The sequence below is a fragment of the uncultured Rossellomorea sp. genome (assembly GCF_947488365.1).
Taxonomy (GTDB): domain Bacteria; phylum Bacillota; class Bacilli; order Bacillales; family Bacillaceae_B; genus Rossellomorea.
Genome location: NZ_CANKZT010000006.1, coordinates 139,536 through 153,214, shown reverse-complemented (window position 1 = coordinate 153,214; position 13,679 = coordinate 139,536). Strand labels below are relative to the sequence as shown.

Sequence of the window (13,679 nt, the reverse complement as noted above, 5' to 3'; positions counted from 1 at the left end):
TGATCATGCTTCTTTCTTCAGATCATGACTTTCCGTGGCCTTTCCTCTTTTCGTAAATCCTAAAATGGTAGGGAGAACAAGTGAAAGGAATGAAACAATCAGTAATCCGATGGTGATATTACTTTGAAAAAACACACTGTAAGAACCGTTTGATATTGTCATCGCCTGTCTGAACGATTGCTCCATCATTCCCCCCAGTATAAATGCGAGAATAAACGGAGGCGCAGGGAATTTAAACATTTTCAATAAATACCCTAACACGCCAAATCCTACAAGCAAATACAGATGGAACGTGTTGAAGCTGACTGCGTATACCCCTATTAAACAGAACACAATGATCAAAGCGATCAACAGCTGCTTCGGAATATATAAGATTTTTGCCAGTACCGGGATGAGCGGCAAGTTAAGTATCAATAGGAAAAGATTCCCGATATACATACTTGCGATGACTCCCCAGAAAACGTCCGGGTGATCCTGAAGCATCAATGGACCGGGCTGCACCCCTACAACAAGTAAGGCACCAAGTAATACAGCAGTGGTTCCAGACCCTGGTATCCCTAATGTTAACAAGGGAACGAATGCCCCGCTTGTCGCAGCATTATTGGACGTTTCCGGCGCAGCTAACCCCTTGATATTCCCTTTCCCAAAAGAAGAGGGCTCTTTAGATAAACGTTTCTCCGAAATATAGGAAAGGAATGAAGCGATCGTAGCCCCGGCTCCAGGCAGGACTCCCAAAATAAAACCAAGGACGGAATGACGGCCAATCGGTCCTGCCATCTCCTTTAATTCCTTCTTCTCAAGCTTTAAACTGCCAACAGCACTCTTCCCTTTCAACGTATTTTCATTCCGTGAGATAATTAACTGACAAACCTCGGATAGTGCAAATAATCCTAAAGCAATGATCAGAAAGTCGATCCCCTCTAATAAACCCGGGTTTCCGAATGTGAAACGCTGTGTACCTGTTTGCTGATCAATCCCGACAGTTGCGATGATCAATCCAATCGTCGCCGAGATCAGTGCTTTATTGGTGGACCCTTCGGATAAGCTGGATATCGCTGTCAGGCCCAGAAGCATCAATGCGAAATACTCAGTAGGACCAAACGTAATGGCAAGCTTGGCCATATAAGGAGCGACCAGCATAAGTGCCACCACACTTATTGTTCCACCCGCAAAAGACGATATGGCGGCTATGGCGAGTGCTTTGCCTGCCTTCCCCTGCTTTGCCATGGGATATCCGTCAAATGCTGTTGCCACTGTCCCTGAGATACCGGGGGCATTTAATAGAATAGAAGAAGTCGAGCCGCCAAACACGGCACCATAATAAACCCCTGCCATCAGGATCAATGCGGAAGCCGGCGACATCCCATAACTTAGGGGAATCATGATGGCAATGGCACTGATTGGACCCAATCCAGGCAGCATCCCGATGATCGTACCAGCCAACACCCCTATAAATGCGAAAAATAAATTTTCCGGGGTGAATGCTACTTGAAATCCATATAATATACTTTCAATCATGCCCGTCACCTCCTAAAAGGGTAGAATCCCCTGTGGTAATGTAATGTTGAGTAAATAGTTAAATGAATAATACATGATGCCTGAAAATAGAAAGGCCACTAATACCGTTGTGAGTTTCTTTCTAAAGCCCAATACAAACGGGATGACCAACAAAAATAGAATAGTAGATAATAAAAATCCGAGCGGTTCAAGTAAAAAAATATATATGAGCAGTGCTCCTAATACCGATAAAAGAATGATGACATCTTCTTTTTTGACATAACGTCTTTTCTTATCTTCTTCTGTATCATCCTTCGCCTGGAAGAACAAAACAACCGCCAAAATAATGAGCAGGAATCCAAGCCCCTTCGGAAGGACGTCACTATCGATGATGGCGTATGGAAATGCAGGAAGCTGAAAGCTGAGAGCTAAATAGATTCCAGCAAAAACTAGTAAAAGTATTGAGATGATTCGATCTGGTTTGGTTCTCATGTGATTCACTCCTAATCAAGAAAAGGAAGGAGCAGATGTTCTGCTCCTGGCCTTATTATTTTTTCAAGCCGATTTCCTCCATTAATGCTTCAATTTCTTTGTACTCTTCATCCAGGAAGGTACTGAACTCTTCTGAAGACATGTAGTTGTCCGTCCAGCCAAACTTGTCCCGCATTTCCTTCCACTGTTCCGTTTCGATCATGTCTTTAAACGCTTTCTCATAATAAGCAACGGCATCGGGATCCATATCCTTTGGACCTAAGAATCCACGCCATACAACAAATTCATCATCAATCCCTTGTTCTTTTAACGTCGGGAATTCTGAAACCGTATCTCCTTCCAAACGTTCGGGAGCTGTAATCGCCAGAACCTTCACCTTACCTGCACGAGCTTGTTCAGAAGCTTCCGCAAGGCCAGTGGAGTACACATCCACTTTTCCTCCGAGAAGCATGCTCATCCCAGATCCGTCTTGAGCCGAAACATATTTCAGCTTTTTAACATCTACCCCCGCTGCCTTAACCGCTTTTACGAACTGCATGTGATCCATGCTTCCCGGTGAAGAAACCCCCACAATGGATACTGATGTCGGATCCTTTTTTAATGCATCGACAAGATCATTCATCGTATCGTAAGGTGAATTCGCGTCTACCACAAAGGCTGCATAGTCAGCGATCACCCCGGCTATAGGTGTGAAGTCTTTGTGAGACAATGTCGACTGTCCGTTAAGGGGAACAAAGAACATCGGTGGAGACGTGACGAACATCGTGTGGTTATCCCCTTTTTTACTATCGATATATGACCAGCCGACAGAACCTCCTCCACCTGGTTTATTGACTACAGCCATACGCTCTTCAATGATTTTCTGTTCCTCCATTACCTTTGAAACAGTCCTGGCCGTCGTATCCCATCCTCCACCGGCACCAGCAGGAGCAACGACTTCAATTGGTTTAGATGGGGTCCATTCCCCATCACTTTCGGCGTTACTTGCAGAATCGGAACCCCCACATGCAGTGGTTACGACTAATAAACTTGATAAAAGAATAGCCATGATACCTGTTTTCATTTTCATCAACCATTTCCCCCTCTGATTATTATTGGTAACGCTTTCATTATAGAAAATTCAGAAACTTATTTAAATAAATCGTAAATAAACGGCAAAAGAAACTTTGTGGGTATATTGTTTATAAAGTTCACGGAATTGACTTATGTCTTATTTATCGGCTAAAACTAATTAAACCCTTTCAAAAAATCCACATATGATAAAGCAACTTCTTTATATTGAGAAAGGTGAGAGCAATGTTTAATCAACCATTCAGTATGGACAGACCGATACACGGAGGCGGAGGGCATGCGAGCTGGGGCAATGGACACGGGCACGCCACTTGGGGCCACGGAACAGATTGGAACCAGGGAGGAAATTGGAATCACGGAGGGAACTGGGGTTATCATCCAGGATTCGCTGCGGGAACGGTTACTGGATTGGCCGTAGGAGCTGCAGCTTCACCGGGTCCTTACCCTGTACCGGTTCCAGCTTATCCTTACCCATATCCGTACCCTTACCCATATCCACCTCCCTACCCGCAACCTTAATAAAAGAAAGCTCTTTTCACAAAGATTGTTGTTTTCTAACATAGAATCTGCCAGGGCTCTGCCAACCAGTTTATGCTGGATGGTGAGGGGAACTGCTCCGCTTGCAGCTAGCGTTCGGCCGAGCCTCCTCAGCTTAGCCGAACGGGGTCTCGGCACGCTCAAAATCGGCCGGAATCTGCGCAGTTCCCCTCACCATCTTTAACAGTATTTTCATGACAGAGCTTCAAGGGGTGCAAGAAACTAGAAAAAAATAATCCTTCTTCCTTAAAAGGAAAATCAATCTCTACTTACCTTAAATGAGATTGTTTGTTAAAATTCTTGTTTTAATTGTTTTCCGTTAAGAATTCATGCTCAGAAAGTTGATTGGAGCGGAAGGATGCTCGACTCCTGCGGGAATAGCTGGACAGGTGAGACCCCGGAGGCGCAGCCGATGAGGCTCACCGCCAGCCCCGCGGAAAGCGAGCATCCTGGAGCGGAAATCAACTATTACTTTCTCCTCTACAATAAGCAACAAACTTTACGAAAAGAGCCTAAAAAGAAAAACATTAAAAAACAAAGCTTCATCTCCTGGTAAAAGTGAGATGGAGCTTTCCTTTCATTATAGGTACCTATCCTTCATTGATTAAATAGTACAAGCATAAATTGGAAATATTTATCTTAGAAATAATAGCCGTTCAAAATTCCATCAATTGTGATACTATAGATAAGTTAGTGTTTCGTTCATAGTTTAGTAGAATCAAGGAGGAACTGAATATGGATTTCTTATTTCCACTTGGACTTGCCATCTCATCTGGAGCCATCATTGCACTATTAAAAATCATTGCAATCGATATCATACTTTCCGGGGATAACGCGATTGTCATCGCCATGGCAACGAGAGGATTACCGAAAGAACATCAAAACAGAGCGATTTTCTGGGGAACAGCAGGAGCTGTCATCCTGCGCATTTTCTTTGCTGCCATTATTGTTTACTTATTAAAAATCCCTTATGTTCATCTGATCGGCGGGGTCCTTCTTTTATGGATCGCTTACAAGGTACTGGTCGAAGGTGAAGAAGAAGCCAATATTAAATCTCACACCGGACTTAGACAAGCAATCACGACCATCATCATCGCAGATGCTGTCATGAGCCTTGATAACGTTGTGGCCGTCGCTGGTGCAGCACATGGACATATCGGTATGATTGCACTTGGAGTATTCATCTCGATTCCGATCATGATTTTCGGATCAAAGGCGATTGTCAGAGTACTTGAGAAGTACCGTTGGATCGCTTACCTTGGAGCTGGGATCCTTGCTTTCACAGCAGGGGAAATGATTGTTCGAGACGAGAAATTCCTACATTTACTCAATATCCATCATGGTCCAATCACTTATGCTATCACGATTGGGTTGACTGTTGCCCTATTACTTGTAGGTTATTTAGTCAATAAGCGTGCAGAAGCAGCTCATAATGGGAACGTTGAACAATATAACGCATAGTCATGAAAGATGCTTACATATGTAGGCATCTTTTTTGTTTTATAGAAGAATCTTTTGGGGATACTATATGGCAGTTGAAAGAAGTAAGGACGTGTTCGTTTGGATTTCTTTATGAGTCAGGAATCGTTGACTTCCCTGGAATGGATTTTACGCGCTATTTTTGGCTTTATGTTCCTAATTGTCATAGCTAAATTAATGGGGCAACGATCGATTTCACAGTTAAGGTTCCTTGATTTTGTTATGGCACTCTTAATAGGGAACATCATGGCTCACCCATTATCGGACGAAGGACTGGGATTGAAAGGCTCCATGCTCACCATGGGTACATTGGTGGCTCTCTATCTGATTGGGGTATACCTCAGTCTACATTCAACCTTCATACGAAAAATACTTGACCCCTCCCCCATTCCATTGATCGATAATGGGGAAATCCTATATCAAAATCTCAAGAAAGCACGAGTACCCTTAGACAGCCTTTTGTCTGAATTAAGAAAGCAGCAGACCGAGGAAGTTGAGAAGGTGGCGTTGGCCCTATGGGAAACCGGCGGAGAAATCTCCATATTTCTCAAACCCCAATACCAGCCTGTGACTCAAAAGGACCTATCCCTGTCTCCACAGGGGTTCGATCTCCCCATGCCCGTTATTGAAGATCGGAAAATTAATCAAACTCTCTTACTCGAGCTTGATAAGGATGAAAACTGGCTGCATGATCAGCTAAAGACCCTTTACAATGTCACCGTGCACGATGTATTACTTGCCACGATTGATAAACAAGAGCACATTAAGATCTATTTGTATAAATAAAGCTCTCCCCGCATGTGGAGAGAGCTTTATTCATTATTTCATCATCTGCTTGACCAGTTCTTTGTTTCTCTTCTTGAATACTTCGTTATGAGAAGAGACCATGGCGACTTTATTTGCTTCAGGCTGAATGAATTGCTTCGCTTTATTAACTGCGTTTGCAGCGTCCTGGAATGCTCCCGCAATCAAGTTTACCTTTCCGTCATGTTTCAAGATGTCACCCGCTGCGTAAAGACCTTCGATCGATGATTCGCTGTTTGTCGTACCGGCTATGTAATACTGATCGATCATGTCGATATTCAATGAACTATTTTTTAGCAGGGATGTATCTATTTCATATCCATGATTAATGATTACTTCATCAATAGGTAAATAGGAAACCTCTCCTGTCTGATGATTGGTCAGTTGTACCTTTTCAATGGTTTCATGATCTGCGTCCGCAATCAGCTTGGTAATCGATGTGTTGAGCAGGCAGGAGGCCGAACTGTTCATGAGCTGGGCACATTGAGCTTCGTGTCCGTTCAACGCTTCCTTCCGGTAGGCAACATACACTTTCTTCGCTACGTGTTCTAATTCATTTGCCCAATCGATGGCTGAGTTCCCTCCACCTGAAATGATGACCGTCTTATCTTTAAACCTTTTTAATGACTTGACTGTGTAGTTTAAATTAGAAACTTCAAATCGCTCTGCCCCTTCGATATCAAGCTTTTGAGGGTTAATGATTCCGCTTCCCACTGCGATGATGACCGTTTTTGAGTAGTGCTTTTCACCTGATGAACCTTCTAATATAAAGATACCTTCTTCATTACGTGTAATGGATTCAACTTTTTCGTTTAAGACGACAGTGGGATCGAAAGTCAATCCTTGTTGAACCAGCTGCTCAATTAATTTAGCCCCGGGAATCGGAGTGAGCCCCCCTACATCCCAAATCATTTTCTCAGGATACACATGTATCTTTCCACCCAATGTTGGTTGAAACTCGATGATCTTTGTTTTCATTTCTCTAAGTCCACTATAGAAAGCTGAGTAAAGTCCCGCTGGACCTCCCCCAATGACTGTCACATCAAATAGTTCATGATTATCCATTTCCGTCCACTCCTTGAGCAACCAAGATATAATTGATTATCATTCTCAATTACATCCTACCTCTTTTTTTATGCTTTGACAATACAAATTTCTATTGACATTAGTAAAAAAGGATTATAGTATTTTAATTGTTCGAGATTGAGAATCATTATCACTTTACTAATCTATAAACGGAGGTCTTAAAATGGTTCGCCTCTATACAAACGAATTAAACATTGGCTACGGTGAACGCCTCATCGTGAAAAACTTAAGCGTGGACATCCCTGATAAAAAAATCACAACGATCATTGGTTCGAATGGTTGTGGAAAATCGACTTTACTGAAAGCGATTACCCGTATCATCCCCCATCATTCCGGTAACGTCCTGTTAGATGGTGAAAACATTTTTAAAGGCAATACAAAGGAATTAGCGAAGAAGATGGCGATTCTTCCGCAAACTCCTGAGAGTGCCAGTGGACTGACGGTAGGAGAATTGGTTTCATATGGTCGTTTCCCTCATCAAAAAGGAATGGGCCGTCTATCGAAGAAAGATTATGATGTCATCAACTGGGCGCTTGAAGTGACAGGTACCCTGGAGTTTAAGTACAGGGAAGTCGATGCCTTATCAGGCGGTCAGCGACAACGCGTCTGGATTGCCATGGCTCTTGCCCAGGAAACAGATATCATCTTCCTTGATGAACCGACTACATATTTAGATATGGCTCACCAGCTGGAAGTACTGGAACTTCTACAGAAGCTGAATAGAGAACAGGAACGCACCATTGTGATGGTCCTCCATGATTTAAATCAAGCTGCACGATTTGCCGACTATATCGTTGCTTTAAAAGAAGGAGAAATCGTGAAAGCAGGAAATTGTGAGGAAGTCATCACCCATGAGGTCCTGAAAAAAGTATTCCTAATCGACGCTGAGATAGGTAGAGATCCTCGAACAAACAAGCCAATGTGTTACACATATAATCTATTAAAAGGAGAAGATCAACATGAAGAAATGGCTCATCCCGTTTACTCTGCTGTTAGTGCTGCTCGTTAGTGCCTGCGGCAACAGCTCTACGAAAGAAGATGGCTCGGACTCAAAAGAAAAAGAAAACAAATCTTCTGATACCATCACCTATCAATCAGAAAATGGACCTGTTGAAGTACCGGCAGATCCACAGCGCGTAGTCGTCCTATCCTCATTTGCCGGTAACGTCATGGCACTTGATGTGAATGTTGTAGGTGTGGACTCATGGTCAAAAATGAATCCTCGTTGGGATAAGGAATTAAAAGATGTGGAAGAAGTAACCGACGAAAGCTTGGAGAAAATCATTGAGCTTGATCCTGATTTAATCATCGGTCTATCCAATATTAAAAATGTCGATAAGTTAAATGAAATTGCCCCTACTGTTACATACACTTATGGAAAAGTAGACTATTTAACGCAGCACATCGAAATTGGCAAACTACTAAATAAAGAAAAAGAAGCGACAGAATGGGTGGATGACTTCAAGAAGCGTGCCCAGACTGCAGGAGAAGACATCAAAGCGAAAATTGGAGAAGATACAACCGTTTCCGTTATTGAAAGCTTCAATAAGCAATTATACGTTTATGGAAACAACTGGGGTCGCGGTACGGAGATCCTTTATCAGGAAATGGACCTGAAGATGCCTGAAAAAGTAAAAGAACAAGCGTTGGAACCTGGATATTTCGCTCTTTCAACAGAGGTTATGCCTGAGTATGCCGGAGATTATCTGATTATAAGCAAAGATCCGAAAGCAGATAACTCATTCATGGAAACAGAAACATACAAAAACATTCCTGCTGTTAAGAACAATCAAGTATATGAAGTGAACATGATGGAATTCTACTTTAATGATCCATTAACACTTGATTACCAGTTGGATTTCTTCAAAGAGAAATTTCTAGGCAACTAATTTGTAAAGGGGATTCTTATCACAAGAATGCCCTTTCTTTCTACTCCAATAAAGAAAAGATGATTGATTATGAAAACTCAAAATCAGCGAATTCCATTTTTTTATAAATTAATCGGGGCCACCTTCTTATTTGTTGCTGCTTTTCTTATATCTGTGGTGTATGGGGCTGCGGAGACAACTGTGAAGGACGTATGGCTTGCATTGACTCCTGCCGGTGACGGAGATAAGGTAACCATCCTGAGGGAGATCCGCTTCCCCAGGGAAGTTGCTGCCATTGTTGTTGGAGCTTCTTTAGCCGTATCGGGAGCCATCATGCAGGGCATGACGCGAAATCCCCTTGCAGACCCGGGGTTACTTGGATTGACAGCGGGAGCAAACGCAGCATTAGCCGTTGCTCTTGCCTTTTTTCCTTCCATCAGCTACTACGGCATTATGATTGCTTGCTTCATCGGCTCTGCTGTTGGGGCATTGCTGGTATTTGGCATCAGCTCAATGAAACGGGGCGGCTTCTCTCCCTTTAGAATTGTATTGGCCGGTGCTGCCGTTTCCGCCTTTTTATTTGCCATTTCTGAAGGAGTCGGTCTCTATTTTAAGCTTTCCAAAGATGTGTCAATGTGGACGGCCGGTGGAATGATCGGGACAACCTGGAATCAGCTTCAAGTGATTGTTCCATTTATTTTATTCGGTATCGTGGTTTCAATCTTTTTATCCAGACAACTAACGATACTAAGTTTAAATGAGGAAGTTGCCGTCGGATTGGGTCAACGTACGGCCTTTGTGAAAACCATCCTCTTTATCGTGATCGTTCTACTTGCAGGGGCTGCCGTTGCCCTTGTCGGGAATATGGTATTCATCGGCTTGATGATCCCCCATATTGTCCGGGCTGTGGTTGGGACAGATTACCGCTTGATCATCCCCATCTCCACCCTGTTTGGAGCAACATTCATGTTGCTCGCAGATACGCTCGGCCGAACAATCAACACCCCATACGAAACACCTGTGGCAGCGATCGTCGCGATGATGGGCTTACCTTTCTTCCTATTTATCGTGCATAAAGGAGGGAAAGGCTTCTGATGATACATCCGGATTTGATCAAAAAACAACGATTACTTCTTATTGGACTACTAATCCTTATCGCAGCAACAACATTTATTAGTATTGGACTGGGCTATTCTTCTGTTTCATATGATCGTCTACTGCCTACTATTTTAGGTGAAGGCTCATTCAAAGAAGAATTCATCCTATTTTCCATTCGTTTACCCAGAATCATCATTACGATTTTGGCCGGGATGGCCCTGGCCCTTTCCGGATGCATTTTACAAAGTATCACACGTAATGACTTAGCGGATCCAGGTATTATCGGAATCAATTCCGGGGCAGGGGTTTCCATCGCCATCTTCTTCTTATTTTTCCCGATAGATGCCGGTTCATTTGCATATCTGCTGCCGATTGTTGCTTTCGCAGGAGCTCTTCTTACAGCCTGCCTCATCTATATGTTTTCGTATAGTAAGCGGAATGGGATTCAGCCCGTCAGGTTGGTCTTAGTAGGGGTCGGATTCTCCATGGCTCTGTCGGGACTCATGATCATTCTCATCTCCAGTGCGGAACGGGCTAAAGTGGATTTCATTGCCATGTGGCTGGCGGGGAATATCTGGGGGTCAGACTGGCCGTTCATCTGGGCGCTTCTACCGTGGCTCGTGATTCTGATTCCATTTGCCCTCTATAAATCCCAGATGCTGAATCTTCTCGGATTAAGTGAACCTGTCTCTGTCGGTGTAGGAGTTTCCATCAACCGTGAACGTTTCATCATGCTGATGGTAGCTGTTGCCTTAGCCGCATCAGCTGTGTCCGTTACAGGTGGAATCGCCTTTATCGGATTAATGGCTCCCCATATCGCCAAAGCATTGGTCGGACCACGGAATCAAATGTTCATCCCGATTGCCATACTGCTTGGCGGATGGCTATTATTACTCGCTGACACAGTCGGTCGTAATATCCTGGAACCCGATGGCATTCCAGCCGGGATCATGATCGCTCTGATCGGGGCTCCTTATTTCATGTACTTGTTATTGAAAAAATAAGAGCGATATAAAGAAAGGTACCGGACTCTCCGGTACCTTTCTCCGTTTCATTACCTCACAGTGGGATTAACTGCATCTGTTACAAATTCCTCCTCTATCTCTTCCTTCACAGGTTTCTTACTCCAAAACGTCGCAAGAATCGGTCCTGAAATATTATGCCATACGGCCGCAATGACACTTGGTAATGCCGCCAGCGGTCCAAAGTGGGCAGTGGCCAGTGCCACCCCAAGTCCGGAATTTTGCATCCCGACTTCAATCGAAATCGCTCTCCGCTTACTTTCATCTAATTTCATCAGGGCTCCCGTGCCATATCCCAGTCCAAGTCCAAATAGGTTATGCAGGATCACAGCTGTAAAAATGATCGCTCCTGAAGTTGCGATATTATTGACATTTGCAGAAACGACCGCCGATACAATAATAATGATCGCCAATACTGAAATCAACGGAATGACATTTAAACTTTTTTCCACTGTGCTCGGGAATAGTTTACGAATGACTAACCCAAGAGTGATTGGAATGATGATCACTTGAACGATGGAGAGAAACATGGCAATCGGATCGACAGGCAGCCACTGACCTGCCAAAGCCAATAAAATCAGCGGAGTCGCAATGGGGGCCAGTAATGTTGATAGTGATGTCATGGCAACAGATAATGCCAGATTCCCTTTTGCCAGATACACCATGACATTGGATGCTGTCCCACCAGGAACCGACCCCAATAATACTAATCCGGCGGCTAATTCATTCGGTAGATTCAGTATATACGCTATCAATAGGGCACCTAACGGCATGATGATAAATTGGGCCATTACTCCAGTGATGACAGGCAACGGCTTCTTAAGAACCAGCTGAAAGTCAACGGGCTTTAACGTAAGTCCCATACCGAACATCACAACACCTAATAGAATCGTTATATAGCCACCCAAAGGGAGGAAAGGAGCAGGAACAAAATAGGCTACCGCCGCTACGAGGATGACCCAAATAGCGAAATACTTTCCTGCCAGATTACTGATCGTTTCAAGAAGTTTCATTTTTTTTCCTCCTTCTTTTTATGTACTAGTTTATGAGGATTAAAGATTCCATTTGGATCTATGGCCAGCTTGATTTTTTCCATGACCTGCAAAGCACCACCGTGTTCCCTCTGTTGATACTTCATCTTTCCGACTCCTACACCATGCTCTCCCGTACATGTGCCATTTCGTTCAAGGGCATATTCCACGATTTGTTCGTTATATATTTCCGCTCTCTTCACCTCTTCAGGGTCGTTTAAATCAATCATGAGTGATGTATGATAATTTCCATCACCCACATGTCCGAGGATTCCCCCTATCAACTCTAATTCTTCCAGCCTTTTTCGTGCATGCAGCACGGCACCGGACAGTTCTGAAATGGGCAGGCACACGTCAGTCACCATGAGCTTCCTTCCTGGGTTTCCATGTACATAAGCATAGGCAAGATTATGTCTCGCTTCCCACAATCTATTCCTTGCAGCAGTGTCTTCTTCAAACATAATCTCTTCACAGTCATGATCGGCCATAATCTCTTTGGTGAAATCTACATCTTGTTGGAGACCTGCTTCATTACCATGAAACTCAAGAAAAAGAGTAGGTTTTTCTTTATAATCCGTCTCACTGAATCGATTTACTTGGACCATCGATGGTTCATCCACCAGCTCCACTCTCGCAATCGGAATGCCGGCTTGTAAAATGGACACGACCGCTTCCACTGCATCATTTATATGATTAAACGATGCACGTGCCGCAACAATATACTCAGGTATGCCATATACGCGTAGGGTCAGCTCCGTAATACATCCCAACGTGCCCTCTGAACCTACGAATAAACTGTTTAAGTGATAACCGGACGATGATTTCTGAGCCATGTTTCCTGTGTGAATCACCTCTCCATCGGGAAGCACCACTTCTAAATCCCGTACCTGATCCCGCATGACTCCATATTTTACAGAAGTCGTCCCACTCGCATTCGTGGCTGCCATGCCTCCAAGGGTCGCATCAGCACCTGGATCCACTGAAAAAAAGAGACCGTATTTCTTCAATTCCTTATTCAACTGAGAACGTGTAACACCAGGTTGAACTTTTACGAGAAAATCCTTCTCCCTCACCTCGAGTATTTTATTCATCCGGGAAAAATCAATGGTAATTCCTTTATCATATGGAATCACATGACCTTCAAGGCTTGTACCCAGACCAAACGGGATAATGGGTGTGTGATGGGCGGCTGCCACCTTCACAATCGCGCTCACCTCCCCGGCACTCTCAGGGAACACCACTATTTCCGGAGAGCTCGGCCTATGATAGGATTCATCCTTCCCATGCTGCTCTAAAATCGTTTCATTCACCGTCACCCGATGACTGCTTAAGATTTCACCTAATTCATCGAACAAACCACTACTCTTTACACTCATACGCCTTCTCCCCTTCAAAAAATGTATAATGTATCGAATTATACCTAATAATCAGAATATTTCAATAGTAAATAAGATGTTTCTTTCTCCGGAGAGGGACGGACCTCTATTTATGTTAGAGGAATGTGATAGGGACGGGATTCAATTCTGAATAAAGTAAAGGGTGAGAGGTCCGTCCCTCCAAAAGAAGCGGCACGGTGAACTGAGGGACGGACCTCCAAAATAGTGATTTATGAGAAGAATGCTGAAATGGCAAGGATTCTGTATTGGTGGAGGTCCGTCCCTCAAAAAAAGTGGCACCGGAATCATCCGGTACCA

General features: G+C 43.7%; 13 protein-coding genes. 7 read left to right on the top strand and 6 right to left on the bottom strand.

Annotation, left to right across the window (positions count from 1 at the left end):
• Positions 1–3: 3 nt before the first annotated feature.
• From Q1B03_RS18490 to Q1B03_RS18480, 3 genes are read right to left on the bottom strand one after another with little or no spacing between them, the layout of a single operon-like run.
• Positions 4–1,518: a tripartite tricarboxylate transporter permease gene (locus tag Q1B03_RS18490; RefSeq protein ID WP_299744940.1), complete on the bottom strand. Its 1,515-nt coding sequence runs from the start codon at positions 1,516–1,518 to the stop codon at positions 4–6.
• 12 nt (positions 1,519–1,530) lie between these two features.
• Positions 1,531–1,989: a tripartite tricarboxylate transporter TctB family protein gene (locus Q1B03_RS18485; RefSeq protein ID WP_299744937.1), complete on the bottom strand. Its 459-nt coding sequence runs from the start codon at positions 1,987–1,989 to the stop codon at positions 1,531–1,533.
• A gap of 55 nt (positions 1,990–2,044) precedes the next feature.
• Positions 2,045–3,052: a tripartite tricarboxylate transporter substrate binding protein gene (locus tag Q1B03_RS18480; protein WP_299745145.1), complete on the bottom strand. Its 1,008-nt coding sequence runs from the start codon at positions 3,050–3,052 to the stop codon at positions 2,045–2,047.
• A 233-nt stretch (positions 3,053–3,285) separates the two neighbouring features.
• Here Q1B03_RS18480 and Q1B03_RS18475 point away from each other — a divergent pair, with 233 nt between their 5' ends.
• The 3 genes from Q1B03_RS18475 (at position 3,286) to Q1B03_RS18465 (ending at position 5,862) form a co-directional block, all read left to right on the top strand.
• Positions 3,286–3,579 (top strand): hypothetical protein, encoded by a 294-nt coding sequence (locus Q1B03_RS18475; protein WP_299744934.1) that lies wholly within the window; start codon positions 3,286–3,288, stop codon positions 3,577–3,579.
• A 753-nt stretch (positions 3,580–4,332) separates the two neighbouring features.
• On the top strand, positions 4,333–5,058 hold the full coding sequence (locus Q1B03_RS18470; protein ID WP_299744931.1) for a TerC family protein: 726 nt from the start codon (positions 4,333–4,335) through the stop codon (positions 5,056–5,058).
• A 99-nt stretch (positions 5,059–5,157) separates the two neighbouring features.
• A complete protein-coding gene (locus tag Q1B03_RS18465; protein WP_299744927.1) occupies positions 5,158–5,862 on the top strand; it encodes a DUF421 domain-containing protein in 705 nt (234 codons plus the stop codon).
• A gap of 33 nt (positions 5,863–5,895) precedes the next feature.
• On the opposite strand, the gene Q1B03_RS18460 is transcribed toward Q1B03_RS18465, so the two are convergent.
• Positions 5,896–6,945, bottom strand: a complete 1,050-nt coding sequence (locus Q1B03_RS18460) for an NAD(P)/FAD-dependent oxidoreductase (protein ID WP_299744924.1) — start codon at positions 6,943–6,945, stop codon at positions 5,896–5,898.
• 184 nt (positions 6,946–7,129) lie between these two features.
• Between Q1B03_RS18460 and Q1B03_RS18455 the strand changes: the two genes are divergently transcribed.
• The 4 genes from Q1B03_RS18455 to Q1B03_RS18440 all read left to right on the top strand — a co-directional run bounded on the left by Q1B03_RS18455 (position 7,130) and on the right by Q1B03_RS18440 (position 10,936).
• The gene (locus tag Q1B03_RS18455; protein WP_299744921.1) at positions 7,130–7,975 is read left to right on the top strand and encodes an ABC transporter ATP-binding protein; all 846 of its coding nucleotides are present in this window, start codon (positions 7,130–7,132) and stop codon (positions 7,973–7,975) included.
• Entirely contained in the window at positions 7,926–8,855 is a 930-nt protein-coding gene (locus Q1B03_RS18450) for an iron-hydroxamate ABC transporter substrate-binding protein (protein WP_299744918.1), read from the top strand. The genes Q1B03_RS18455 and Q1B03_RS18450 overlap by 50 nt, the downstream gene beginning before the upstream one ends.
• A gap of 69 nt (positions 8,856–8,924) precedes the next feature.
• Positions 8,925–9,929 (top strand): iron ABC transporter permease, encoded by a 1,005-nt coding sequence (locus Q1B03_RS18445; protein WP_299744915.1) that lies wholly within the window; start codon positions 8,925–8,927, stop codon positions 9,927–9,929.
• A complete protein-coding gene (locus Q1B03_RS18440; protein WP_299744912.1) occupies positions 9,929–10,936 on the top strand; it encodes an iron ABC transporter permease in 1,008 nt (335 codons plus the stop codon). Before Q1B03_RS18445 ends, Q1B03_RS18440 begins: the two co-directional genes overlap by 1 nt.
• A 50-nt stretch (positions 10,937–10,986) precedes the next feature.
• Here the strand turns inward: Q1B03_RS18440 and Q1B03_RS18435 are convergent, their stop codons facing one another.
• Entirely contained in the window at positions 10,987–11,967 is a 981-nt protein-coding gene (locus Q1B03_RS18435; RefSeq protein ID WP_299744909.1) for a bile acid:sodium symporter family protein, read from the bottom strand.
• The gene (locus Q1B03_RS18430; protein ID WP_299744906.1) at positions 11,964–13,361 is read right to left on the bottom strand and encodes an FAD-binding oxidoreductase; all 1,398 of its coding nucleotides are present in this window, start codon (positions 13,359–13,361) and stop codon (positions 11,964–11,966) included. The genes Q1B03_RS18435 and Q1B03_RS18430 overlap by 4 nt, the downstream gene beginning before the upstream one ends.
• Positions 13,362–13,679 lie beyond the last annotated feature (318 nt).